The sequence below is a fragment of the Oceanobacter sp. ABM4_470 genome (genome assembly GCF_056158645.1).
In genome coordinates, this window is the sequence record NZ_JBSWTR010000001.1 from 1,750,309 (window position 1) to 1,777,036 (window position 26,728).

Consider the following 26,728-nt stretch of genomic DNA (forward strand, 5'->3'; position numbering starts at 1 on the left):
GTGGGAAGCGTTAGGTACGCGTAAATAGATGGAACCGGGCTGGAGCCAGATACAAAAATGCGGGCCGGGGCCCGCATTCTTTTGAATTACATACTGTAGGTTTCGCCTGTGGCAGGTGCAGCCTGAGCATCGGCTGGCGCATCGTAGATGCCCTCGTCCCAGTCTTCACCCCAGTCGTCGTCACCGCCTTCATCCCAATCGTCGCCCCAGTCGTCTTCGGCGTCGTCGAAGCTGTCCCAGTCGTCGTCAAAGTTAACTTCTACTTTGCCGTCATTAACCAGATACTCGCGGCGCTGCAAGTACAGGCTGCGCAGGAAGGTGTAGCGGTCGCCAGTGATCATGCTTTCGGCTTGCAGCAAGTCGGCGCGTTTATCGACGCCCCACAGCACCACCATGGAATAGCGGTCGCGGTTATTGCTGGCCACGTTGGTTGCGCCCAGGCCACTGATCCATTCAACGCCGGTACCGGCAGTATCACGCAGGTTGCTTGGACCAAGGAATGGCAAAACCAGATACGGCCCGGTGCCGACGCCCCAGTAACCCAGGGTTTGACCAAAGTCTTCTTCGTGCTTGGGCAAACCAATGTGGGTGGCAACGTCGAACACACCAAAGAAACCAACGGTGCTGTTGATCAGGAAGCGGCCGGTATCCGACAGCGCCTGACCAAACTTCAACTGCCCCAGATCGTTGGCCACGACCAGAACGTCCCCAAGATTGGAGAATACGTTGCTGACCGAGTCGTCAACGTCTTGCGGAGTAATGTATTGGTAACCTTCTGCGGCGGGTCGCAGAACGTATTTGTCCATCACCTCGTTAAAGGCGAATACCCGACGGTTAAACCCCTCCCAGGGGTCGTCCGGGTTGGTATTTTTATCAGCAGCAAAACTCATAACGGATGTGGCAGCCAGCAGTGTGGCAAGCAGCAAACGCATCATGATGTCCTCAGTCCATTTTTGCGGCTATTAAAGCAGTTTGACCACGCTGAAAAAAGGCGGCCTGACTCATTACTTGGTTCCATTTTTGGCAAAAGTCCTTGGGGTAGTAAAGGGGGACATCTATTTAATCCTGCACGGCTCTGCACGAGTGTTGCCGTTGTTCAGTGCAAGGCGACGAATGCAGCGAAATGACGAACCTGTCCGGTCGAGTCTTTTCAAGTTCGTCAACACTGCACTGGGCGGCGGCAACCCGCGCCCTGCGGGGGCTGCCGGATGATCTCGACTCTGTGTCGCCGACTTTTGACTTGACCCGTCAGGCCTGCAAGTCGGCTTCGTGATTCGAAACCATCCAGCAGCCCAGAGTGAACACCGGATTAAATAGATGTCCCCAAAGGATTACTGTGTCCCTACCAAAATCCCCTGCTGATGCCATTGCTGCAATACCTGACAGCCTCCCGCCATCGCCGCGTCGCTGGCCTCTATACCACTGGCCTGCAACAGGGTTTCGACCAGTTGCAAGCCGGTCAGGAGGTCTGGATTGGCACTTACCAAAGCCAACAAGCTCAACGTAAAAGGGTTGGTTTCGGTGAAGCGCACCTGTTCGTCATCGTCCCGGTACACCACCAGCGCCGTTTGGCGGGGGTCGGGGGGTGGGTTTTGCGGCGCAATGGTATGTACCGGATATTGATACAGAAAACCCTGACAGGCCGGAGCTGTCACCGGCACGCCAGCCAGTACATCGCCGTCCGGCTGAACCCCTTCTGGCTTGCCAGAGGGATCAACATCAACGACCAACTCCAGCCATTCATAATGGGCCAGCTCGTTAAGCCATGGCGGATCACTCCGCTCATGGTCATAGCCGGTGTTCAGAAAATCCAGAAACGCCGCTGAAATTTCCAGAAAGTACGGCGTTTGGTGGGGGTATTCCTTAAAAAATGCGGTAGCGATCCGATCCCAATGTTCTTCACCCAGCATTGAACGACACACAGGAAAACCACCATCCAGAAAGCCTTTGACGTTGTTGTAAAACAGGTCCCGATACACCTTCAGGCGTCGCTCTTCTGTGTCCGCTGGTGGCGCTGTTTGGCCTCGGGTACGAATATGGTCTGCCAGCTGGAGCTGCAGTTCGGCGAAGCCCTTTGCTGCTGTGCTCATAGGTCACCTCCAGCCTGCTGCCCTTTTTCCTGCTGTTCAGTCGCCTGCTGCTGAATACAGCGAATATGATTCAATTCGTCCATCAGCTCTGCCAATGGCGGGAAGTTAAAATCCCGCTCCAATAACGTCGGCACTAGACCATGACAGGCATAGGTATGTTGAAGCAGCTGCCAGACGTCGTCTTTGACTTCCATACCGTGGGTATCCACCAGCAGGTCGTCGGCTTCTTCAAAGTGCCCAGCGATGTGCATGTAGCGAATACGCTCGCTGGGCATGGCCTCAATGTAGGATTTGGCTCGGGCCATTGCTGCGGTACGATCTGCTGCCCCGCCTGACGGATGGTTCACCGAGTTAACGTAGATGTTATTGATGTCCAACAGCAGCTCGCAGTCGGCTTTTTGCAGCACCAGATTAACGAATTCCGGCTCCGACATTTCCTTACCGGGTTCCAGATAGGCCGAGACGTTTTCGATGATCAGCCGTTGCCCCAGAATGTCCTGCACCCGCATTATTCGCTCGGCAACATGGTTTGCTGCGGCTTCAGTAAAGGGAATTGGCATCAGGTCGTACAGGTGGTGTTCGCCACCGCAGTAGCTCAAATGCTCGCTGTAGGCCTTGATGTTGTGTTGCTTCAGGAAGGCACCAACGTCATGGATGAATTGCTCGTCCAAAGGCGCTGGCCCGCCGACAGATAGCGACAAACCATGGCAGAGGAAATCGTATCGTTCGGTCATTTCCCTGAACTGGCGGCCCAACCGGCCGCCGACGTTCATCCAATTTTCAGGAGCCACTTCCATAAAGTCGATCGGTGCGTCAGGTGCTTGCAGTAGCTCGGGCAGCAAACCACGCCGCAAACCCAGCCCCGCTCCCTGCACATCCCATGGTGAATTATGTTCCATTGGTACTGACGCCCGTTCGATATTCATACTTGCTCCAGAAACACTGACCGTGGCCGCTTAGCTGTTACCGCCGCACTTGCCTTCACCACATTTACCTTCGGAAGACGACTTGCTCATGCTCTTGGCGCTGTCGCCGCCGCACTTGCCTTCACCGCACTTACCTTCGGAAGACGATTTGCTCATGCTCTTGGCGCTGTCGCCGCCGCACTTGCCTTCACCGCATTTACCTTCGGAAGACGACTTACTCATGCTCTTCGCGCTGTCGCCGCCACACTTGCCTTCACCGCACTTACCTTCCGAAGACGATTTGCTCATGCTCTTGGCGCTGTCGCCGCCACACTTGCCTTCGCCGCACTTACCTTCGGCATGGTGGCCAGCCACCTGATAACCGGCAGACAGCTCGGCAGAGGCGAACGGGTTTTCAGCCGCAGCGACCGCTGGAGATTGCGCCATGGCAGCGATAAAGGCAGCACCCATTACCGCAGACATTGGCTTGATAGAGGTTTTTACGGCTGGAGTTTTGGTGTTTGGAGTTTTCATTGTAAGCGACCTTTTTAAGTAATCAGGTTTGATTCAGCCATGCTGGCTTTTGGTTACCGGCACAGCTGCTTGCTGGCCTTCTGATTACTCTGTCGGGCGGCTTTCGGGTTTCTTACACGGTTTTTAAAATTTTTTTGAAAAAATAAAAAAGCCGGTGTCCGCAGGGCGGACACCGGCTTCTGGAGCCAGATTACCAATTATTTAACATAAGATTTTGATTCAGGCGCTTGTGGTTGAATTTCTCCACCTTGTGCGGTTCTGCCCCCGGACAAAGCCGATGCAGAAGAGACCGACGAAGCACCGCCAAAGTTGTTGCAGACAGACGTTTCAGCCCATTCATTAATGGTTTCAACCACAGCGACTCCACCCGTCACTCGCAACTTGAACGCCACCCAGCAATCTGTAGCGGCTCCTTCGGGTGGTACAAATCGATAGTTGTTCCCAGCCACATCCAAAGAAATTCTCGCCTCTCCACTGGATATTGATCCTGACGATGAGAATCGGTGCACACCGTACTGGTATACACCGTCAAATGGATACCCTGTCATGGTGATCACTTCAGGGCCAAAACTACTGACATCGTCAACATCCAGATCGATGGTTTCACCATTCAGTTCCTCATCGGTGTTTCGCCAACTCACATGGAAATACTCACTGCCGTCACTTGAAATACCCCCAAACCGAGAATCGAGATCGCTTGGACTCTCACCCCAGGTCAAGGTAACGAGAACCTCCGCAGGCTCAAGCAAAATACAGCCGCTGCTGACCATATTGGTGTCATCACTAACAAGAACACGGGCTGCATATTGCCCCCCTGAACTGGCCTGCAGCAGGATCTCCGAGTTTTCACGAACATAGATCGAGAAGTCGCCAGATGCGTCTGAAACAGCCTGTGAAAGACCAATAAAGTCTCGACCCTGCGCGCTGATAACTGCACCGTCTACCGCGCTGCCCGTTTCATCGACCAGACACCCCTGATACACAATGCTGTCGTACACCCGTCCCACACCCCAGATGCCGAACGCGTCGACATCTGCTTGGTAATAAGGCGACACGCCCGTAGATATCAGTGTCGCTGTGCCACGCTGAACCCAGTGGCCGAGCGATGTATCAAAGTAGAATAAATCCGCCTCTTGCGGAGTAGCAGAGGCGTTGTCTGCGACAGGAATCCCCAGACGGACGGTCGACCCATCAGCAATATAAACGGACTCGTAATTCTGTTGAGCAATCACGCTTAATGCACCGTAACTCTCGGTCAGTCCATCAGATGCAACGTAGCCGATCCCGTAGTTCAGCGGCAATATTTCCGGGTCACGGCTGGCATCAAGCACCGTAATGTCGAATGCTACCTCGCCAGTAACGAGATCTCCTGACTCGGTAATCATTGTATTCGCGGCTATTTCCACCAAGCGATGATCGTCACCATCGAAGGTAATAGCAGAGCTGGCTGATCCGGTCAGCGTGTTATTACTGACCTGAAGCTCCAGCTCCAGTTCGATTGAGCCTCGATCGGCTGGCTGCTCAACCACAATGGATGACGGCGAGTAGCCAGCTCCGGATGCCGACACGACCAAACGATCACTACTGGCCACGTCGCTGCCTTGCAGAACGGCCATACCATCTGGCCCTGTCATAGCCTCCGCGGTCACTTCGCCACCACCGGATAAGTACCAGATACCAGATACCGCTATGCCACTGATTCCTTCACCGGTATAGAAACTGTCTATCTGGGTTTGCACTCGCAATAGGTCGGCCGACGAACAAGAAATCGATGCAGACAGGTTTGTCTCTACATCCGTTATTACACTGGCACTATCAAGCACACAAACCTGACCTTCTGACATGGAGAACACGTCCAGCCTCAAGTCTTCGCCATGAACAACGATATCTTCGATGGTATAAGATATGGCATCCGGGTTATCGGCTAACACATTCGACTGTTCATCCATGCCATTCGGCCACACGATACGGAAATCGCCATCCAGGCCTTCCACTGTGACATCAAGGTTGTACTGAATAAGCTCACACACCAAGCTGATATCAGAAATATCCGCAATGACCGACGAGAAGTCGTCTTCAGAGAACGTGCAAATGTAGCCGGTTGGTGTCGACAAGACTGAGAGCGCCAGACCTTCACCATGCAGTACCACATCTTCAAATTCCAAACGACCACTGGACAGGATGGTTTGCTCGATATCTCCAACCTGAATTACGACTTCGCCATCAATACCAGAAGCGATGACTTCGACATCATACGGCTTGGGGCTGCAAGCAATCTCAATTCCGGTTATATCGCCCTCGAGGTTATCGAATCGATGGCCGCCTACAACATCACACACCTGATTATCTGGAATACCGGATAAACGCAGAACAACACTGGCGCCATGCGGATATACATCGGTGATGGTAAACGCACCATTCGATAAAGTGCGGGTGCTGTACAACACACTGATCTGAACATCGCCATCCAGGCCAGTTACCTGTCCACTGATGGAATACATCAACGACTGACATTGTATTTGCACAGTGTCGATAGAGGCTTCCACGCTGCTGAATTGAGCGGCACTCTCGATGGAACATGTCTGTCCATCCGGAGCACTGACGATAGACAAAGCCACATCAGTGCCATGTTCTAACAGACCGTTGCGGCGAAAATCCCCGGGCTGGCTAATGGATACCTGTTGATCATTCACAGACAGGACCAGGGTTCCATCAAGGCCAGTAATTTCCCCTCCGAGCCGGTAGCGGAGATTCTGGCAATCAATCTGAACGCCTGTAATGTCCGCCCGCACATTGCTGAATCGTGAGCCAGAGCCCAGGCGACAATTCTGATGGGATGGGGCCGAGACAACACGAATGGTCAGTGACCCAGCCTCTTCAACAACATTCGCCAAGGAAAAGCTGCCGGATGAACTGAATGCATGATCTACGCCCCCAGCAGACAGAACCAGGTCACCATCCAGGCCAGCAATGTTTCCGTGCATCCCAAAATATGTCGATGTGCCCGGCGATGGCTGAACGTCATCCGGATCTGGCTGAATGGTGATTGGATTATCACTGCCGACTTCATTTCCTACCGTCACGCCTGATTCAGACGAACTATTTTGGCTCGCGTCGTTATCGGAACTGTCGTCAGAGCCGCCACAGGCGGTCAGTAGCATGGAGATCACAAGCAGGCAGTGCAGCTTGTGCAAGAGGGAGAATCCCATAAACACGTCCTTGTTTTTTATATGGGTGCAACGCGTCAGTGCGTAGACTGGGTGCAACCAGGTCGACGGCGGTTAGCCGGATACATTCCAAAGTCACTTTATGCAATGGAGTTTACATTATTGTAAACAGGGGTTTAAGCCTGAAGCGTTCTGATAAGTAACCGAACAACGCCCTCTTCTGAACAACGAGTCGATTTTTCTCCATAAATAGATGCAAGGGTGTGCGGCTGTCCTAAAGTCAGCGCTTCATAAGAGCCGCACGCTGGTCCAAATTGGCCTACCGGCAAGCAGGCCAATGTTGCGCTTACTGAGCGTAATACTTGCTACGTACCGCTTCACGCAGTGGGTTTTCTGGTGTTGTCTGTGTACTGGACAAGGCGCGTACTGTGGTCGCGTCTTCCACACCGTCTACTTCATCCAGTTGGCACTGATTCGAGTCACCCCAAGTACCATCTTCGACCAGGCTGGTGTTGCCGGATTCATCGACAGTGATGGTAAATACGTTCCAGCAGTCGTCGGGCTCTCCTGCTGGCGGGTTATAGATGTGGCTATCGCCATCCAGGTTAAGTACCACGCGGGTTGGGGAGGACTGGATATCGCCATCCCCCGAGAACCGGTGAACGCGGTAGCTGTAGGTTCCGGCGAATGGGAAGCCCGACATGGTGGTCACTTCAGGGCCAAAGCCTGTGGTGTCGTCGACGTCCAGCTGAATCTGCTCGTCGTCAACCAGTGCTTCCTTATCTGAGTAGTAAATATGGAAGTTATCTGCGGCATCAACGGCCGAGGTGCCGACAAAGTGCGTATCCAGATCTCGTGGATCTTCACCCCAGGTCAGGGAAATTGAAATCGGACGCGGCTCAAGCACCAGACAGCTTTCCAACGTCAGGTCTTCATCGGACGTTGCAATATCCAGGGAGTCGTAGGCATCGCCGGCTGCGGCTTGCAGCAACACCTCGGAATCACGTCGTACCGACAAGCTGAACAAGCCGCTTTCATCGGTGTAGGCCGTCGACTGACCGACGTAGTCCTGACCCTGGCTGTATATACGGGCATTAGCAACCGGCAGACCTTCAACATCCACTACACAACCGCTGACCGATACGCTGTCCATCACCTGATCGGCATTCCAGGTAGAGAAGTGCGCGACAGTGCCTTCGTAGTAGTAATTGCCGTCCAGGGTCACCAACGTTGCTGAGCCTTCTTCTACCCAATAGCCCAATGCATCGTCGAAGTAGAACAGTGGGATTTCAGCTGGCAAAGAGGACGAGTTAGCCGCCGCCGGAATACGAATGGTGGCGTTCTGGCCTTCGGCCAGGTTCAGTTCGTCACCGGCGTCGTTCATAAAGGTGACGTTTATAGCGCCAAAGCTTTCCAGCACACCCGCCTCTTCCGTCGGGCCAATGGCATAGGTGCCTGGCATCAGTTCGGGGTCGAGGCTCGGGTCAATAAAGGTGACTTCTGCGGTTACGTCGCCACTGGCCAGTGCGCCGTCTGCAGTTACCAGCGTTGACGGCGCAATTTCGACGATTGCGGTATCGTCATCACCGTTTTCAAGTACAAATCCAGCCTCAGCATCGACCGTGCTGGCAATGTTGACGGTTTGCAGTGCCAGTTCGACGCTTTCAAGTACGGCGGCGTCCGGTTCCGTAATGGCACCAGACTGAACACTGAACCCGGTTGCATCGGCGGTAACCACCACCCGGGTGGCACCAGATACATCGGATACATCCAGCAAGGCGACGCCTTCAGCGTTGGAAACCGCGGTACCCTCAACCACCGAGCCATCGGCCAGGTGCCATACACCTTTTACATTGGCTTCTGCCAATGGCGCCCCGGTGAAGTAATTCACAACGGATACGGATACTTCAGGGGATGGCTCTGGTGTTGAATCGCTGCTGTCGCTGCCACAGGCAGCCAACAAAGACGCCAGAGCGACAGCCGTCGCCAGCTTGCAGGTGCCCATTTGGGGCTTGAGGAAAGAGGTTGCGGATGTGGCCGCAGGCATTAATGAGGAACGCATTGTCGGAACTCCATTTCATTACATGTCCTGACAAAGTAATGAAAAAGAGCTCCAGAGCGGACAGTTAAACGAGCGTTTTAAGACGCACGCCTCACTACCCTCAACAAAACTGTGAACTCTATCAAGTTACAAGTTCACTCCAGCGTTTATCCAGACGTTTGAGCGACACCGGCTCTTTGGTGCCTAACGGCTGTGCGAACAGACTCACGCGCCATTCTTCCAGCAGCCAGCGGAATTCCGTAAATGGATCGGCCGGGTCGGTCAGGTCCATGTTGCGGGTGTGCTTGCTGAACGGTTCGTAGACTGAAGCAAACTCGGTCATGCCCAAACGGTCACGGGCCAAATTACCTTGCAGCTTGTCGATGCGATACTCGATACCTTTGAGGTAACGGGTAAAGCTCTTTAACTGGTTCCAGCTTGCATCCAGCATAAAGCCGGTGGCAAGCAAGCGTTCCAGATGCGCCTTGGCGTCGCTGTAGGCCATTGCCTTATCGAGGCTCACTGCCCCGCCCATGCTTTTCAGCACCTTGTGGCGCAGGGTAATCCATTCGTAAAATTGGCCTAACAGCTGTTCGCCGTGTTCTACCAGCTCGTCACGACGGGCCAGACGCTTCTGGAAGTCGCGTTCTTCGTACGGCAGTGGTTCTTCCAACGGCACGAATACTTGCTGGAAAGCGGCCTCAATTAGCTGTTCAGTCAATTCCTGCTGGGTGCCCATGCCCTTGGCTTTTAACCACCACGGACCCATTTTCTTCTGGATCGCACTTTTGAACATGCGCTCCTGATCGCTCAACGATTTACGGAACAAGGCCACCAGACCCCGACGGTGACTGCGATGCGCTTCATCGGCATCGGCTTCAACCGTCAGTTGCAGTTCGCCCTTCTCGACTTTCAAACAAGGGAACGCCCGCACCTGCAGGCCGTTCACCTCAGAGGTGGTGCTTTCCGGCAGGTCGCCGAAGTCCCAGCGGTTGAGGTTTTCACGTTGCAGTTCGTGTTTCACCATGCCCTGCATCTGACTTTGGGAGACTTCACTGAGGTCGGTTTTCAGCGCTTCCAGATCGCGGCTTTCGGCAATCAGCTTGCCGTTGTCCAGCACCTTGATGTTCATCTTGAAGTGCTCGGGCACTTCAATCTGACGCAGGGTTTCGATCTCGATTTGCGGCTCAGTCGTACCGCGCAGGCGCTTGTTTAAAAACGCGGCTAACAAGCTGTACATGCTGCCCTTGGACGGGTCGGCGGTTTCCATAAATTCGGCTACGGTGTTGGGCACCGGGACAAACAGCTTACGGGTCGACTTCTGCAAGCCCTTGATCACAAATGCCAACTTGTCGGCCACAAAGCCAGGCACCAGCCATTCCACTTTGGCGTCCGGCACCTGCTGCAACATGGCCACCGGTACACTCAGGCTGACGCCGTCATCGCGCTCACCCGGCGCAAACTTGTAGCTGAGCGGAAACTGCAGCCCTTGCCAGTCGAGCACGGTCGGGAAATCTGCGTCGGTAATACCCGCTGCGGCATCACTGAGTAGCTGGTTTTGGGTCAGCTTGAGGGCTTTTTTCTCCTGCTCGGAAGCCTTGCCGTACCAGCTTTCCAGATGTTTGGTCGACACCACATGCTCTGGAATACGCATCTGATAGAAGTCGATCAGGAAGTTGTCGTCGATCACCAGATCGCGGCGACGCGACTTCTCTTCGTACTCGGTCACTTCTTCGATCAGATCAAGGTTGTGCTGCAGGAAGTCGGCCTTGGTCTTCATTTTCTGACCAACCAGACCCTCCAGAATCAGGGTTTCCCAGGCTTCACGCGGATGGCTGTTGGCGTAGTTCACACGCTTGCGCGGATTCACAATCAGGCCGTACAGCGAGCTTTGTTCAAACGCCACCACCTGACCGCGCTTCTCGTGCCAGTGTGGTTCGAAGTACTGGTATTTCAGCAGCGGGCGGCCGATTTCTTCCAGCCACTGTGGCTCGATTTTGGCAACGGTGCGGGCAAACAGCTTACTGGTTTCCACCAGCTCAGCGGCCATCAGCCACTTCGGTTTTTTCTTGTACTGGCTTGATCCAGGGAAGATAAACAGCTTGCGATTACGGGCGCCAAGGTACTCCAGTCCTTCACCCTTGAAACCAATCTGGCTGAGCATGCCTGCCAGCAGCGATTTGTGCAGCGCTTCGTAATTGGACGGCTGTTCGTTTTCGGTCAGACCCAGGTCTTTGCACAAAATATGTAGTTGGCGATGGGTATCGCGCCACTCGCGCATGCGCATGTAGTTAAGGAAGTGTTTGGTACACCACTTCTTCAGCTGATTCTGGCTCAGTTCCTGACGCTGTTCTTCGTAGCCATTCCACAGATTCACCAGCGCAGCAAAATCAGAGTCTTCGTCTTGCCAGATGCGGTGCTTCTCGTCGGACTGCTGTTTTTTCTCGGGCGGACGTTCACGGGGGTCCTGAATGGTCAGTGCCGCAGCAATGATCAACACCTCTTTGAGGGCGTTCTGCTTTTGCGCTTCCAGCATCATGCGCGCCAGTCGTGGGTCGGTTGGCAGCCGTGCCATCTGACGACCAAGCTGGGTCATCTTCTGTTTGCTGTCGACCGCTTCCAGTTCCTGCAGCAGGGTAAAACCGTCTTTAATGAAACGGTCGTCCGGTGGATCAATAAAGGGAAAATCCTGCAAACGGCCAAGGCCCAGGTGCAGCATTTGCAGAATAACGGCGGCCAGGTTGGTACGACGTATTTCCGGATCGGTAAATTCATCACGGGCCAGAAAATCGCTTTCTTCGTACAGGCGAATCGCCACACCCGGCATGGTACGACCACAACGGCCAGCACGCTGGTTGGCAGACGCCTGCGAAATCGCTTCAATCGGCAGGCGCTGGACCTTGCTGCGATAGGAATAGCGGCTGATACGGGCAATACCGGAATCGACGACGTAGCGAATGCCCGGCACCGTCAGAGAGGTTTCCGCTACGTTCGTCGCCAGCACCACTCGACGACCGCCAGTTGGTTTGAAAATTTTCTGCTGGTCGGCGGTGCCCAGGCGGGCATACAGCGGCAGAATTTCCGTCGATGGAATGTGCGCCCGCCGCAGGAATTCAGCACATTCACGAATTTCACGCTCGCCCGGCAGGAACACCAGTACGTCGCCCGGCATATTGTGCTGCTTGTCTTCGTTGCGCAGTTCCGCCAGCGCTTCCTGAATGCCTTCAAACAGGGTGCGGTCGTCGTCATCCTCGCTTTCGCGCACTAACGGGCGATAGCGGGTTTCTACCGGATAGGTGCGGCCAGACACCTGAATCACCGGCGCGTTATCGAAGTGCTCGGAGAAACGCTCGAGGTCGATGGTCGCCGAGGTGATGATGATCTTTAGATCAGGGCGCTTCGGTAACAGCTGTTTCAGATAGCCCAGCAGAAAGTCGATGTTCAGGCTGCGTTCATGGGCTTCGTCGATGATGATGACGTCGTATTCGTTCAGAAAACGGTCATGCTGGGTTTGCGCCAGCAGAATACCGTCGGTCATCAGCTTGACGCGGGTCTGATCGTTGGAGTTATCGGTGAATCGCACCTGATAACCCACCGTGGTCCCCAGCTCGCAGTTCATTTCATCGGCAATACGCTGGGCGACCGAACGCGCCGCCAATCGACGAGGCTGGGTGTGACCAATACGGCCATAACGACCCAGTCCGGCTTCCAGACAGATCTTCGGTAACTGGGTGGTTTTACCGGAACCGGTTTCACCTGCAACAACCACAACCTGATGGTTCTGGATCGCTTCGAGGATTTCGTCCTTGCGCTCCGATACCGGCAGTTCCGGATAGCTGATACGCAGTTCGCTGCTGCGGGCCTGCACCAGCGCCTGGCTCTTTTCGATGCGGGCGAGCAACTTTGCCAGCCCCTGATCCAACGGTTTTTTCTGACGGGCACGATCAGCCAGTTCCTTGACGGAACGGCGCATGGCGAATCGATCCTTGATCAGGCAAAAATCGATGGCTTTATGCAGGGCTTTTTGATCGAAGGAAATCTGACTGGCGTCTGGAGCGGTATGATCGGAAGACAAATCTGATCCTGAGTGCAGCATATAAAAGAAAATTGGCTGCATTATACGTGGGCGCGAGGCAATCGGGAATCAAGGGGAGCCAGGTTAAAAACCAAGAGCCAGGCGGCTGATGCCGTTACGGCACCAGCAAGCCGGAAATCAAGAATCAACCGCCGACTTGAGCAATCCAGTCTTCGAGGTTGTAGTAGTTGGAGATGCGGGCCACCTTGCCACCACGAATTTCAAAAAAAGCACCGGCAGGCAGCACATAAAATTGGCCGTTGGCTTCAGGCAAACCTTCGTCGGTTTGCAGGTATTCGCCGTGCACCATAAACTCAGCGGCGGCTCGGTCGCCGTCGCCACTGCTCATGATGGTGATGTTCTTGAGCGTTTCCTTGTAGCTGGTGTTCATCTTTTGCATGAAGGCTGCAAAGGCTTCCTTACCCACTTCACGACCACCCTGATTGATATCGTGAATCACGTCATCGGTCAGCAAGTTCAGAAATGCGTCCATATCACCACGATTGAACGCTTGGTAGTAATCAAAAATCAGTGCTTCCGTACTGGATCGAGACATCCTGCTTTCCTCTTTATAAATTGCAGTCAACATTCAGCTTCACCTTTTAACTTACCAACAAGCCTACGGTCGCTGTTGTGCTTATGCGACGTAAAAGAGTCTTTCAGGGTTCTCACCCCCGTGCAGAGTCGATTGACTGGCACAATTCCTCAATGGCATCTAACGCCCGCATGGTCATCCGATGGGTATGATCGGCGTTTTGTACCAGTACGTACTGGTGCTTCACCGCAGGAATAGCGGGCCATTGCGCCCAGTCAACGGCGTCGTTATTGGGCTTACCGTTGTGGTTTGGCTGAATAATCACGTCAGGCAAGCTTTCAATCACCCGTTCAAGGCCAATTTGCGGGTAGTCCCGCTGCAAGTCCTTGAACGGATTATCGCCACCACACAGCTCAAGCTGCTGCTGCGGCCAGGCATTGCCTGCAACCGTTGTTAAGGGCCGCGACCACAATTCGTAAAACACCGTCACCGGCGTACGATCGCGGTACTGTTCACGCAGTGCAGCCAGCCGTTTGGAGTAACGACTGGCTTGCTCCTGCGCGGCAGCTTCCCGGCCAGTCAGTTGACCATAAAAGTCGAGTTCCCGGGCAACGTCTTCCAACTCAACCATGTCGGAATACACCACTGGCACGGCAAAACCAACCAGTCGCTGAAGGTCGGCTTCGGGGTTGCCAGTTTTCCAGCCGATGACCAGATCCGGGTTCATTTGCAGAATTTTTTCGACCTGCAAACCGGCGTAAGAGCCGACCCGCGGAATCTGGTTGGCGGCTTCCGGGTAATCGGAGTAGTCGGTGGTGCCGATAATCTGATCACCGGCGCCGATGCTGTACAGCAGCTCGACGATGTGTGGAGCCAGCGCCACGATTCGCAGTTGCTGGCGCTGCTCAGCGGGCATTGTCAGCAAGCGTTCAATCACCGCCACCGAGGGCGCTGGTTGATGCGCCAGTACCATTGGGTCGATCGACCCAGATACAGCTGCCGGTTCCGATGTAGCCGTAAGCGCCGTAAGCGCCGTGGGGCTGGCTGCCAGCAGCCATAAGCCAACAACACAGCTCGAGAGCTTCAAAGCAGGCAAAGGCATTACCAGTCCACGCCCTTACGTGCCTTGATGCCGGCTTCAAACGCATGCTTGACCGCCTGCACTTCGCTTACGGTGTCGGCCAGCTCGACCAAGCGCGGGTGGGCACCACGGCCGGTAACCACAACAGTCATGTTTTCTGGACGATTGGCCAGTGCTTCCAATACTTCGTCGAGGTCGAGGTATTCGTAGGTCAACATGTAGGTCAGTTCATCCAACAGCAGCACGTGAATGTCCGGGTCTTGCAGGAATTTCTTGCTGGCTTCCCAGGCGTCCTTGGCTGCTGCAATGTCCTTTTCACGGTCCTGGGTGTCCCAGGTAAAACCGGTGCCCATCACATGAAACGGCACACCCATTTTTTGCAGCAGGTCGCGTTCACCACAAGGCCAGGTGCCCTTTACGTATTGCACCACGGCCGTTTTGAGGTCGTAGCCCAGCGCACGCGTAATGGTGCCAAAGCCGGAGGTCGACTTACCCTTGCCATTACCGGTAATCACAATCAGAGTGCCGCGCTTTTCCTTGGCGGCACGAACACGCTCACGCACTTCTGCCTGTTGCTGTTGCATTTTGGCCTTGTGTTCGGCGTTCAGGTCTTGCTGCTTCTGGTCGTTTTGATCAGTCATAAGGTTCCGTTAACCCCTGTTTTCGTACACGACGGCAAAACCGCCGCATCCCATTTATGATTTTGAAAACTCGCTGCCGTCCGGCCATGCCACGGGCAGTCCGGACAGCGTCAAATGTTGTTTGCAGGCGTCGGCAATACGATCCAACGCTTCTTCCTGTTGCTGGTCATAAGGCGTCAGGCTGTGGGTGTCTGCTCCGGCCCAGCGTAGTATCTGTTGCAACGCTTGCGGGGTATCGAAGACCCCGTGCAAATAGGTGCCCGCGACCTGATTGTCGGCGCTGTAGCAGCCATCCGGCGCAGTCGAACCATCGCCAGCATCGGTGTTATCGAGTTGGCAAAATGCCGCATCCGCGCCATTTTCAGTTAGATAACGGGTTCGTCCGGCATGAATTTCATAGCCGCTGACCGGGCAGGCCTCACCGGTTTCTGGCCGGTCGTCGATTTTTCGGCACAAACGTCCGGTGCGGTTTACCAGAGCCTTTTGCGGATACAAGCGAGTAGCTACAGGCAAATAACCCAAGCCATCCGATTGACCGGGTTGGTCTTCGATTCCTTCCGGGTCTCCAATGGACATGCCCAACATCTGGTAGCCACCACAAATGCCAAACACCTTGCCGCCGTAGCGCAGATGACGGGCAATATCGTCCGCCCAGCCGGCTTCCCGCAGCCAGGCCAAATCGGCCCGTACGTTTTTGGTTCCCGGCAAGATGATCAGGTCTGCGCCCTTGAGGGAATCGCCCTTGCCGATAAATTGCAGGTCGACTTGCGGGTGCTCACGCAACATATCGAAATCGGTGTGATTGGATATGCGTGTTAGCACCGGCACTTTCACCACCAGCCGCACATCGTCGTCATAGCGCTTTTGCTTCACATCAATGGCGTCTTCCGCTGCCGCACTGAGGTTATGCAGATACGGCAGCACGCCCAAAACCGGTTTGCCGGTGCGTTCTTCCAGCCAATCGAGTCCGGGCTCAAGCAGTTTGATGTCACCACGAAATTTGTTGATGACAAAGCCCACCACCCGCTCTTGTTCGCTTTCTGACAGCAGTTCAAGGGTGCCAACCAGTTGAGCAAAGACGCCGCCACGGTCGATGTCGGCCACGATAATCACCGGACAGTCCACCGCTTCAGCAAAGCCCATGTTGGCGATATCCCGGTCGCGCAGGTTAATCTCGGCCGGGCTGCCCGCCCCTTCAACCACCACCATCTGGAACTGCTGCTGAAGCCGTTCGTGGCTTTCCAGCACCGCCGCCATGGCTGTGGTTTTGTAGTTGTGATAACTGCGGGCATTCATGTCCTGCAAGGCTTTGCCGTGAATAATCACCTGAGCACCGGTATCGGAACTGGGTTTCAGCAGCACCGGGTTCATATCCACGTGCGCTGGGACTCGTGCCGCCAACGCCTGTAACGCCTGCGCACGACCTATCTCGCCCCCTTCGGCAGTCACCGCGCTGTTGAGCGCCATGTTCTGTGGTTTGAAAGGCGCCACATGAATACCGGCGTCGTTGAAGCGACGACAAAGGCCAGCAACCAGCAGGCTTTTGCCGGCGTCCGACGTGGTGCCTTGAACCATTAACGTGGTGGCGGCTTTGAAGTCGTTACGTGCTGGCTCTATACCCTGGTGTTTCCGGTTGGTTTTCATTTTATCTACTGTCTTGTCGCCTACTGCCAAATCGTTTACTGCCATATTGCCTGCTGCCATGTCACATGCCCTCAGGATTGGCGACCAGCGGCACGTCGGCGGGCAACCAGCCAATGCATTCAACCACCGGGCTCATGTCCGGGTGGTCCGCAAATCGAATCCGGGTGCGGCTGGCATAACCAATGGTCAAACGGGAAAACCAGTCCCCCGAGCGCCAGTCGACCGGCAGCAAATGGGCCAAAATCAAACGAATCACTGCGGCGTGGCAAAACACCGCCACATGCTTGCCACGCTGCTGTTGCACCAATTGCTGAAACGCGTCGCCGCAGCGGGCATACACCTGTTCAATGGTTTCACCATTGGGAGCCGGGTATTCCGCTGGCTGTTCAGAAAAGCGTTTCAACTGCTCCCAACCTTCCGGATTGGCGTTGTCGCTGCCAAACAGCTCTGAAAATGGCACGCCATCCCAATCGCCAAAGTTGAATTCCTGCAACCGTTCTTCCAGCAATAGCGGCTGGTTAATGCCGGTGGCAAATTGGTCGGCAAATGTTCGGCAGCGCTGTTTCGGTGAACTGACCACCACCTCTGGGGTTGGAATCGCTTTTACAGCAGCGCGCAACTGCTGCCAGCCGTCGGCGTGCAAGGCAACGTCGGTAGCGCCATACATGGCGGCAGGGCCATCGACCTTGCCGTGACGAAACAAATCAATCAGGGTGTCACTCATAACGTCTGCCCGGCCTATCGGATGTATTTACAAGCATGTACTGACTCGTCATTAGCTAACGTAATTAGCTGGCATCATTCACCGGCGTCGTTCACCCGCACTGCCGATTTCAAAATCATTGGCAGTCCAGCGGCGACAAAGGTCACTTCATCGGCGACTCTGGCAATGGCCTGATTCAACCAACCTGCGGCATCAACAAATTGACGGCTAACGGCGCCCATAGGGATTACTCCCAGCCCCACTTCATTGGCGATCAACACCACATCGGCGGGTGTTTTTTGCAAGCACTCTGCAACCACTTTGAACAGCTGTTCGATATCCTGCTCAGGTTGATGATACAGCTGGTTGTTCAGCCACAGCGTCAGGCAGTCCACCAGCAGCAAGTCACCCTGCTGCGCCTGCTGGATACGCTCAACCAGCGCCAGCGGCGTTTCGCTCAACTGCCAGTCGTCTCCCCGCTCCTCTTGATGGCGGGCAATACGTGATTCCATTTCGCCATCGAAAGCGGTGGCCGTGGCAATAAAGTGTTTGTTCAACTTCCGTTGTGCCGCGCGATCGTTGCACAGGGCCAAAGCAAAGGACGATTTGCCCGAACGGGCACCGCCCAGAACCAGATGGATCATGCCCAGCCTCCTGTCAATTCAGCACGTAGCCAGGTCGTCTGACTGCACGCCAACAGCACCAGATAAATCAGTAGCTCCTGAAACTGCTGAGCAGCACCAAGGGCATCACCGGTAAAGCCCTGGATGTGTTTATTCATCCAGTGGCGCAGTAAGCCACGCGCAACCGCACAGGCCAGCAGCACAAAAACAGCGACCAGTGCCGCTACCCAAACCGCGCCGCGCCAGTCACCGGTTGCGATGCCAAGTATTAGCGCGGCCACCAGTAATCCGGAACAACCCAGCCCCAGCAAACCGCTCAGCTGAGCGGCCGACAGCGGCTTGGCCAGCGGATCACTTTTGCTTTTGCCTGGTGCAGAGACGTATTCGAGATCCTGAGCGTGGGTAATGGCCAACGCCCGCGACAACGGGTAAGCCACAATCAACGCCAGTATCAACAGCCCTTGTTCAGCCAGTTGCAGCAACAACACAACCTTGAACAGCAGTGCCAATACCAATGCACAAGTGCCATAAGTGCCGAGACGACTGTCCTTCATGATTTCCAGCTTGCGAGCGGTTTCAAAGCCGCCGTAAAAGCCATCAAAGCAATCGGCCAAGCCGTCTTCATGCAAGGCACCGGTCATTAACAGGCTGGCCGCAACCAACACAACAACGGCCACTTGTGAGCCAAACAGCCTGTCCGCGACAAGCCAAACCAAACTCAACAGCGCTGCCAGCACCCAGCCAGCCAGCGGAAAGAACACCAGCGCCCGATGCATGGCGTCGGCGCTGTAGTTAAGCTGGTGCGGCACAGGCAGACGGGTCATAAAGCCCAGCGCCAGTAATATCTGATTCAACATGGCACCCTCAAACAGCCAAAAATCGAATCATCAAACCGTCACCCCGGCGCTTTCGAAGGTGGCCATGTCGTTATAAAACGCACAGGCCGCCCGCAGCAGTGGCATGGCTAAGGCAGCACCGGTACCTTCACCCAAGCGCAACCCCAGGTCGAGCAACGGACGAGCACCTAACGCGCGTAACACCGCCTTGTGTGCTTGTTCTTCCGACTGATGGGCAAACACCATGTAATCACGGCAGGAAGGCTCCAAACGCACGGCCATCAGGGCCGCCATAGAAACAATAAATCCGTCTATCAGAAGCGTAACGCCCTGCTCTGCACCGGCCAGCATAGCGCCAACCATTTGCGCAATTTCAAAGCCGCCCGCCTCCATCAGCGCGTCTTCGGCACACAGCTGCGGGTATTCTGCACGTACACGCGCTACCGCCTGCTGCACCAACGACTGTTTGAGTGCCAGTTGTTCATCATTAATGCCGGTGCCCTTGCCGACCGCCTCGGTAACGGGCAAGTCTTCCACCAGTACTAACAAGGCCGCCGCAGAACTGGTGTTGCCAATGCCCATTTCACCAAAAGCCAGCACGTTGGAACCGGCATCCACGTGCTGCTGGGCGATGCGCGCACCAGCGGCCAGGGCATCGGCCAATTCTTGACGGGACATCGCAGGCTCGACCGAGAAATCACCAGTGCCCGCAGCAATGCGTGCAGACAACAAACGAGGGTCGTCAGACTCGATGGCGTTCAGTACACCGGCATCAACCACATTCAACAGAATGTCATTAGCCTGACAAAAACAGTTGATGGCAGCACCGTTGGCGAGGAAATTCATCACCATTTGCTCGGTCACTGCTTGCGGAGCAATAGACACAGGATGACGGGCAACCCCGTGATCGGCGGCAAATACCAGCATCACCGGGCGCTTGATAGTGATTTGCTCTGGCGCAAAGGCCTCACGGCGCGACTGAATCAAGGCAATGCGTGACGCCAGCGCTTCCAGCACACCCAGTGAACCCGGTGGCTTGGTTTTGCTGTCGATGCGCTGTTGGATGATGCTCTGGCGGCTGTAGTCGAGGGTTTTGATTTCGAATACCGGAAATTGATCAGTCACGGGGTTCTCGCAAGGTAGAAGTAACAAGTGAAAAAACGGCAATGTCGTTCATTAGCGTCGACGCATCATCAGCAGGAAAAACACACTGCCAATCGCCGACGTCAGAATACCGATTGGGATTTCATGGTCGGGCGACGCACTGCGGGCCAGCACGTCCGCCCACACCAAAAAAGCACCGCCCAACAGCAAACTGGCCGGTACTACCTGACGGGTCGAGACACCGACCCAACGTCGTACAATGTGAGGAATCATCAGGCCAACAAAGCCGATGCCACCGCAGTAGGCAACGACCACAGCGGTCAGACCCGCACATATGACCATCCCGATCGCGCGCATGGTGGAGGCTTCAACCCCCAGCGAACGGGCGGTGTCATCGCCGAGCAACATGGCATCAAAACGACGACCCAGTAGCCAAAGCAAGGCCACGGCAACAAGCAATGGCAGCGCCATAATCGCCAGCTGATGCAGTTCAACGCGGCTAAGGCTGCCCATCAACCAGAACATCACCTTGTTGGCTGCAAAGGGTTCGCCCAGGTACAACACAAAATGCGTCATGGCGCCCAGCATCAGCGATACCGCCACACCCGCCAGCAGCAGTTGTTCGGGCGTTCTGGCCCAGGCGCTGGTGGCCAACGCTTGCACCAGCACGACCGCCAGTGATGACCCAATAAACGCCGCCATCGGCAAGGCAACGCCGTCCGGCACCCAATTACTGACGCCGGGTAACACGCTGACAATCGATGCCCCAAGGCCTGCGCCTGCGACTACACCGAACAAATAAGGGTCCGCCAGGCCATTGCGAGTGACGTTCTGCAAACTGGCACCAGCGACCGCCAGACCGCCACCAACCAGCAAGGCTGCCAGCACCCGAGGCAATCGCAAATCGTAGAAAATGGCCTGATCCACCGGCCGTGGACATTGATCTGTCAGGCAAGCCCACACAGTGCCGTCTGGTAAATCGGCGGAACCAAACCAAAGGGAAATCAATGGTGAAACAACCGCCAGCAACACCAGCAACGGCCATACCATGCGAACACCCTGCACGGAAGTGATCATGCGCTTCCCTCTTGCAGGGAAGTAGGCGGGTTAGTTCGCGGGGCAGCAGGCGAGGTAGTAAGTGGGGTAGCTTCGCTCAGACCGTAACCTGTGCCAGAAGGGCAAAAATCGACACGCGAGCCATGCGGCTCATGACGAACCACACACGGAAGCCCGAACACACGTTCGAGCAGCTCAGTATCCAGAACATCGACACTGCGCCCCGCCGCTTGCAACTTGCCGTGCTGTAACAGCACCAACTGGTCGCAGTAGAAACTGGCAAGGTTGAGATCGTGCAGACTCATAACAACCGTCAGGCCATGGCTATGGGACAGCTGGCGCAGCAGGCCGAGCACATCATGCTGGTAATAGACATCGAGGTGATTGATTGGCTCATCCAGAATCAACAGTTGGGCTTTCTGCACCAAAGCTCGGGCAATCAGGCCTCGTTGCTGTTCGCCGCCCGATAGACTGGAAAACACCCGTTGCGCCTTATTGGCCAGACCAACGCGCTGTAGCGCATCCGCCACTTCCTGTTCGTCACTGGCAGATGGCATGGAAAACAGCCCTTGATGCGGCAATAGCCCCATCCGCACCACCTGATTCAGACTCAAGGCAAACACCGAGTCATGCATCTGGCTGACCATAGAAATCTCCCGAGCGCGGGCTTGTACCGACATGTCATGGGTGCTCTGCCCTTGCCAGTGAACCTCCCCCGTACGGCTTAACGGCGCGGAATCGAACCCGGCGATGGCACGTAGCAAGCTGGTTTTTCCTGCACCGTTCGGGCCCAACACACCGGTCACCTGCCCTACTGGCAGGTCCAGCGTCAGGTTATCCAGAATGGCCGACGGCTCAGCGGTACAAAGCGACAGTCCTTGAATCTGCACGCCTGTTTGCAAGTCTGCTCGCAATCCAGAGACGGACCCAGAACCCGATTTGGATGATGTAAATGATGGTGGTGATGAAGCCAATGCGCCTGCCTGTTTTAACAAAAGCACGGGCATTGGATAGGCAAGCCGACGTCCTCGTTGGGCAACGAAGACCGGAGCGTCTGTCCAGATGCCTCGTGAACTCCCGCACGAAGTTGAACCTTGGTCAGGCTGGTATCTGGCTCGGTCGAAGACCTTACAGTTGCGGGGACAGCTCCGGATTCAAACCGGATTCCCATTTACTCTGAAGATGACAGGTACAGCGCTGGATTCACACAGCCCCACTCCCTTGGCCGCCTTCAGACACCTGAAAGGCTGAAATATAACAGGAAGACAAAGGAAATTCGACGCACGGGCATCAAGAACGCTTGCGCCAGCGCCGGATACAAAAAAGCCAGAGCGACGCTCTGGCTTTTGTTGGCGCTAAACAGCAGCTCTTACTTCTGCTTGGCAAGCTCTTCGTCGCGCAATTCACGACGGAGAATTTTGCCCACATTGGTTTTTGGCAATTCCGAGCGGAATTCAATGTGGCGCGGCACCTTATAGGCGGTCAGACGTTCCTTACACCAGGCGCGCAGCTCGTCTTCGCTGACTTCGCCGGTTGCGACCACGAATACTTTCACGGCTTCCGAGCTTTTCAGGTCGGGCACACCAATCGCGGCCACTTCGGTTACAGCTGGGTGAGACGCCACAACATCTTCCACTTCATTCGGATACACGTTGAAGCCAGAGACAATGATCATGTCTTTTTTGCGGTCAACGATGCGCATGTAACCGTCGTCCTGAATCACCGCAATATCACCCGTGCGTAGCCATTCACGTGCTGGCTGACCATCAGCACCCGGCAAGAAACTCTCATCCGTTGCCGCTTCACGCTTCCAGTAACCCTTCATTACCTGCGGGCCTTTCACGCACAGCTCACCCGGCTCACCAAATGGCAGGTCGTTACCATCTGCGTCTACGGTTTTACACAACGTGCCCGCCACCGGCATACCGATGGTACCCAGCTTGACGTAGCCCGGTGGGTTGAAAGACACCACTGGCGAAGTTTCGGTCATGCCGTAACCTTCGGCAATTTCACAACCGGTGATTTCCTTCCACTGCTTGGCCGCACCTGAAGTCAGCGCCATACCACCAGAGATGGTCAGTTTCAGGCCGGAAAAATCCAGCGCCTTGAAGTCGTCACGATTGCACATCGCAACAAACAAGGTGTTCAGACCAACAAAGCCCGAGAAGGTATTCTTTTTCAGCAGGCTGACGAAACCGTCGATGTCGCGCGGGTTCGGCACCAGCAAAGAGCAGTTACCGGTTTCCAGCAGCACCATGCAATGCACGGTAAAGGCGTAAATGTGATACAGCGGCAGCGGCGCTACGACGGTTTCAACACCTTCTTTCAACGCCATTTTGAACAGGCCATGACACTGCAACATATTGGCAATCAGGTTGCGGTGAGTCAGCATCGCGCCTTTGGCAACGCCGGTGGTTCCACCGGTGTACTGCAATACCGCCACGTCATTGGCTTCCGCCTTGACCGGCGTGTAAGGCTTACCGCCTGCGGCGATGGCGTCACGCAACTTGATGGCGCCAGGAATGTTAAACGCAGGCACCTGCTTTTTAACGTACTTCAGTACCGAGTTGATCAGGGTGCGCTTGAGGAACGGGTGAAAATCGGCCACTTCCGTCACGATAACGTGCTGAATACCGGTTTTCGGCACCACTTTCTCAGCCTTGGAAGCCATGTTCGCCAACACCACCAGCGCCTTGGCACCGGAGTCGTTGAACTGGTGCTCCATTTCACGTTCGGTGTACAGCGGGTTGGTATTGACCACCACAACACCCGCGCGCATGGCACCAAAGGTAACCACCGGGTACTGCAACACGTTCGGCAACTGAATGGCCATACGGTCGCCCGGCTGAAGTTTCAATTCGTTCTGCAAAAAGCTGGCAAAGCGGGCGCTGTATTCGTTCAGCTCAGCGTAGGTCAGCTCCTGACCCAAACAGCTGAAAGCCGGACGATCGGCGTATGTAGAGACAAAGCCATCGAATAATTCGATAACCGAGTTGTATTTGTCGGCATCAATCGTGCCCGGGTATTTTTCAGGGTAACGTTCCTGGAAGAACTGCTCGTTCATACCTTGTCCTCTTGCGCACCCAAGGTGCTTATTCTTATAAGGATGCCAGCCAACAGTTATGATTTCACGCCAGACAGCCCATCTGGCAACACCCGGCTTGCTGCCGTCACCCTTGCCGAAACAACCGGCAAACATGTCGTCAGACAGCCAACTGTTGAATAGAAGGCATGGAGTGTAACCATCTTTTGAGCTACAGGCAAAAATGTATTTATCAATACACTCGTACCATTGACTTCATTTTTTGCCCGCCATTTGTCGCAGCCGTCATTTGAGAATAGACCCTAATCGACGCAATTCGATCCACCGTCAGCGGCCCATAGGGGCCACTATCCCAGACAGACAACTCCCAGACAGACAGCTCACAGACAGACAGCTCACAGACAACCTGCAGATAACTGACACCTTAATGGCTACTGACACTAACCCGATTGCAGTTCGCCTGCCATGAAGCACCGCACGAATACCCATTGCAGCGTGATATTCGTCAAAAAGCAGACACATGACTTGTGAATGACACATTCACAGCGCGATTTGGCGTTACACTGCGCACATTGATCGATTGCACTGGACATTCAGGAGAGCGTCATGACGACCATCACCAACCGAACCTACGACGAACTGGAAATTGGCGAGAGCTGCGAGCGAGTTCATACCATTTCCGAAGATGATTTACAGATGTTCGCGGCGGTATCCGGTGATCACAACCCACTGCATTTGAATGCAGAATATGCGGCCACCACCCCATTCAAGCAGCAGATCGCTCATGGCATGTATTCCGGTGCACTGATTTCTGCCACTTTCGCCATGGAGCTGCCTGGCCCAGGCACCATTTACATGGGGCAGAACATTCAGTTCAAACGCCCTATTTTTATTGGTGACACCATCACGGTGATCTTGACCGTGAAAGAAAAGCGCGACCGTAAGAAAGAAGTGATTTTCGACACCACCATCAAGAACCAGAACGGGAAGGTGGTTGTAGCGGGTGAAGCGACTGTCATTGCCCCAACTGAAAAAGTGACCGTGAGCTTGTCCAACCTGCCGACCATTCAGTTGGGCAACCACGCCTACGATGCCGAGTAATCGACTGACTCCGACCGGACGACCAGCAGGTTAAGCGGTCAATCTTGCGCGATCAGCTCCAATAGCTGGTCGCGAAAACCCTGCCCGTAAAACGCCAGACGCTGTTTGTTTTCCCACAGCTCCGCCGTCATCGCCTGATGCAGCTGCCTGGCGGCTTGTCGCCGTTCATAATCCGATTGATCCGCCATCCAGGCCAGATAGCCATCCAGATTGCCGTCGACATCATTCAAGGCCATGTCCTCTCGCAACATGGGTTGTAATGGCATGTCCGCCGGAAGATTTGCGATCTGCCCCCGAAGCCCAATCACCCGCTGCGACACTTTCCAGGCTTCCTTATAGTTGACCCAGACAAAACGAATATCGTCATTGGTCAGCGCATCCCAGACATAGCGCAGTGCCAGCGGGTGGCATTGGTGAGTTTGCGACAGCGGGCAATCCATAAAGAGCCGCACCGAATCAGTCACCTTGCCACTGTCAGGCAGCGTCGTTTGCTGCTCCCAATGACGGTACAAGGCCGCTAATAACTGCGGGCGCAGCCACTGTTCGATGGCCTGACGGTGGCGAATCATTTCCTCGTGCCAGGCCAGTGCACTGATGCGTGCGCTTTGCTGCAACCCAGCAGCAACCATCAAGCGCAACTGCACCCGTTTGGCTTCCAGCGAACGCAACTGCTGCACCGACTGATGCTCCAGCTCGGGCTCCTGAGGGGCCAAACGCAATTGCATCAACCAGCCCGAGAACGCAGATACAGACGCTTGCTGCCATTGCCATGCCGTCATAACGGTGGCCAGTGGATAATAGGAAGATTGTGGCTCAATCGAGGTAAGCAGTACGGCAGCCAGATTGACTTCAGCCTGACGCAACAGCTGACCGGCGACCGCGATACGCGCCAAATCCACCGTTGCCTGCAACGCCGGTTTTGGATCAATACGGCTGTTCTGCATTTGCTCTGCGAGATCGGTCAATACAAATGCCAGCAAATCCGGCTTCAGGCCCAACTCCATGGCTGCAGCCAGCCATTCAATTCGTGCCAGCCACACCAGTCGAACAAAGGGCTGATCCTGCTCATCAGTGGCTAATTGACGAATCCAGTCATCCGTTTCTGCCAGCAATTGGCTACTGGCACCTACATCAGCATTCACCCGAATGGTCGGCAGCGCCAGTCGTAAGCGGGCATACCGCAGCCATTTCAGGTCTGCTGGCGACAACCACTCGGCTCGCCCTTGCAGCGGAGCCATCGCGACTTCCAGCGCCTGCGGGTCTGCTACTGGCGTGCCCGCAAACAACAATTGCTTCAGATCCTGAACCAGTTGCTGGTCACTCAGCGTTGAGGTCCTGGCCACATTCGACCCGGAATCACGCACGCCGGTCGTATCGTCCTTGGAGCCGGTGGTTGCTGCAAACACAGGTAAAGAAGACATCGGCAGCACTGAGATGATCACGACCATCAGTCGCGACCGCAGCCAGCCATTTGAGGTATCCACCAGACCCGAACACAATGCGCGAAACACCATCACCATCACCATCAACGTGGAGTCAGATTTCATGG

The 26,728-nt window shown here is 55.0% G+C and carries 20 protein-coding genes and 1 riboswitch; of the genes, 1 reads left to right on the forward strand and 19 read right to left on the reverse strand.

Annotated features, from left to right (window positions below):
* Window positions 1–86: 86 nt before the first annotated feature.
* The 18 genes from ACXADJ_RS07710 to ACXADJ_RS07795 all read right to left on the reverse strand — a co-directional run bounded on the left by ACXADJ_RS07710 (window position 87) and on the right by ACXADJ_RS07795 (window position 24,099).
* A complete protein-coding gene (locus tag ACXADJ_RS07710) occupies window positions 87–935 on the reverse strand; it encodes an MlaA family lipoprotein (protein WP_475064448.1) in 849 nt (282 codons plus the stop codon).
* 396 nt (window positions 936–1,331) lie between these two features.
* Window positions 1,332–2,090 carry an HvfC family RiPP maturation protein gene (locus tag ACXADJ_RS07715; protein ID WP_475064450.1) on the reverse strand — a complete coding sequence of 253 codons (759 nt, stop codon included), beginning with the start codon at window positions 2,088–2,090 and terminating at the stop codon, window positions 1,332–1,334.
* Entirely contained in the window at window positions 2,087–3,016 is a 930-nt protein-coding gene (locus ACXADJ_RS07720; protein ID WP_475064452.1) for an HvfB family MNIO-type RiPP peptide maturase, read from the reverse strand. The genes ACXADJ_RS07715 and ACXADJ_RS07720 overlap by 4 nt, the downstream gene beginning before the upstream one ends.
* Before the next feature lie 30 nt (window positions 3,017–3,046).
* Window positions 3,047–3,529 carry an HvfA family oxazolone/thioamide-modified RiPP metallophore gene (locus ACXADJ_RS07725; protein ID WP_475064454.1) on the reverse strand — a complete coding sequence of 161 codons (483 nt, stop codon included), beginning with the start codon at window positions 3,527–3,529 and terminating at the stop codon, window positions 3,047–3,049.
* Window positions 3,530–3,726: 197 nt separating this feature from the next.
* Window positions 3,727–6,738 (reverse strand): hypothetical protein, encoded by a 3,012-nt coding sequence (locus ACXADJ_RS07730; RefSeq protein ID WP_475064456.1) that lies wholly within the window; start codon window positions 6,736–6,738, stop codon window positions 3,727–3,729.
* A 304-nt stretch (window positions 6,739–7,042) separates the two neighbouring features.
* Window positions 7,043–8,758: a hypothetical protein gene (locus ACXADJ_RS07735; RefSeq protein WP_475064458.1), complete on the reverse strand. Its 1,716-nt coding sequence runs from the start codon at window positions 8,756–8,758 to the stop codon at window positions 7,043–7,045.
* Window positions 8,759–8,879: 121 nt separating this feature from the next.
* Window positions 8,880–12,812 carry an ATP-dependent RNA helicase HrpA gene (gene hrpA / locus ACXADJ_RS07740; RefSeq protein ID WP_475064460.1) on the reverse strand — a complete coding sequence of 1,311 codons (3,933 nt, stop codon included), beginning with the start codon at window positions 12,810–12,812 and terminating at the stop codon, window positions 8,880–8,882.
* A gap of 145 nt (window positions 12,813–12,957) precedes the next feature.
* Window positions 12,958–13,368, reverse strand: a complete 411-nt coding sequence (locus ACXADJ_RS07745) for a ketosteroid isomerase-related protein (RefSeq protein WP_475064462.1) — start codon at window positions 13,366–13,368, stop codon at window positions 12,958–12,960.
* 112 nt (window positions 13,369–13,480) lie between these two features.
* On the reverse strand, window positions 13,481–14,449 hold the full coding sequence (locus tag ACXADJ_RS07750) for a cobalamin-binding protein (protein WP_475064465.1): 969 nt from the start codon (window positions 14,447–14,449) through the stop codon (window positions 13,481–13,483).
* Window positions 14,449–15,069 (reverse strand): cob(I)yrinic acid a,c-diamide adenosyltransferase, encoded by a 621-nt coding sequence (cobO, locus tag ACXADJ_RS07755; RefSeq protein WP_475064467.1) that lies wholly within the window; start codon window positions 15,067–15,069, stop codon window positions 14,449–14,451. The genes ACXADJ_RS07750 and cobO overlap by 1 nt, the downstream gene beginning before the upstream one ends.
* A gap of 54 nt (window positions 15,070–15,123) precedes the next feature.
* Window positions 15,124–16,644 (reverse strand): cobyric acid synthase, encoded by a 1,521-nt coding sequence (locus ACXADJ_RS07760; RefSeq protein WP_475068156.1) that lies wholly within the window; start codon window positions 16,642–16,644, stop codon window positions 15,124–15,126.
* A gap of 130 nt (window positions 16,645–16,774) precedes the next feature.
* A complete protein-coding gene (locus ACXADJ_RS07765) occupies window positions 16,775–17,437 on the reverse strand; it encodes a histidine phosphatase family protein (protein WP_475064469.1) in 663 nt (220 codons plus the stop codon).
* Window positions 17,438–17,511: 74 nt separating this feature from the next.
* On the reverse strand, window positions 17,512–18,060 hold the full coding sequence (gene cobU, locus ACXADJ_RS07770) for a bifunctional adenosylcobinamide kinase/adenosylcobinamide-phosphate guanylyltransferase (protein ID WP_475064472.1): 549 nt from the start codon (window positions 18,058–18,060) through the stop codon (window positions 17,512–17,514).
* Window positions 18,057–18,896 carry an adenosylcobinamide-GDP ribazoletransferase gene (gene cobS, locus ACXADJ_RS07775; protein ID WP_475064474.1) on the reverse strand — a complete coding sequence of 280 codons (840 nt, stop codon included), beginning with the start codon at window positions 18,894–18,896 and terminating at the stop codon, window positions 18,057–18,059. Before cobS ends, cobU begins: the two co-directional genes overlap by 4 nt.
* Window positions 18,897–18,926: 30 nt before the next feature.
* Window positions 18,927–20,000 (reverse strand): nicotinate-nucleotide--dimethylbenzimidazole phosphoribosyltransferase, encoded by a 1,074-nt coding sequence (gene cobT / locus ACXADJ_RS07780; RefSeq protein WP_475064477.1) that lies wholly within the window; start codon window positions 19,998–20,000, stop codon window positions 18,927–18,929.
* Window positions 20,001–20,051: 51 nt separating this feature from the next.
* Window positions 20,052–21,056, reverse strand: a complete 1,005-nt coding sequence (locus ACXADJ_RS07785) for a FecCD family ABC transporter permease (protein ID WP_475064479.1) — start codon at window positions 21,054–21,056, stop codon at window positions 20,052–20,054.
* Window positions 21,053–21,925, reverse strand: coding sequence for an ABC transporter ATP-binding protein (locus tag ACXADJ_RS07790; RefSeq protein WP_475064482.1), 873 nt, complete (start codon window positions 21,923–21,925; stop codon window positions 21,053–21,055). Before ACXADJ_RS07790 ends, ACXADJ_RS07785 begins: the two co-directional genes overlap by 4 nt.
* Window positions 21,926–22,119: 194 nt before the next feature.
* A riboswitch (cobalamin riboswitch) is annotated at window positions 22,120–22,266 on the reverse strand.
* A gap of 138 nt (window positions 22,267–22,404) precedes the next feature.
* On the reverse strand, window positions 22,405–24,099 hold the full coding sequence (locus tag ACXADJ_RS07795) for an AMP-binding protein (protein ID WP_475064484.1): 1,695 nt from the start codon (window positions 24,097–24,099) through the stop codon (window positions 22,405–22,407).
* A gap of 585 nt (window positions 24,100–24,684) precedes the next feature.
* Between ACXADJ_RS07795 and ACXADJ_RS07800 the strand changes: the two genes are divergently transcribed.
* Entirely contained in the window at window positions 24,685–25,179 is a 495-nt protein-coding gene (locus ACXADJ_RS07800) for a MaoC/PaaZ C-terminal domain-containing protein (protein WP_028292480.1), read from the forward strand.
* A gap of 38 nt (window positions 25,180–25,217) precedes the next feature.
* On the opposite strand, the gene ACXADJ_RS07805 is transcribed toward ACXADJ_RS07800, so the two are convergent.
* Window positions 25,218–26,726 (reverse strand): hypothetical protein, encoded by a 1,509-nt coding sequence (locus ACXADJ_RS07805; protein ID WP_475064488.1) that lies wholly within the window; start codon window positions 26,724–26,726, stop codon window positions 25,218–25,220.
* Between the last annotated feature and the right edge of the window lie 2 nt (window positions 26,727–26,728).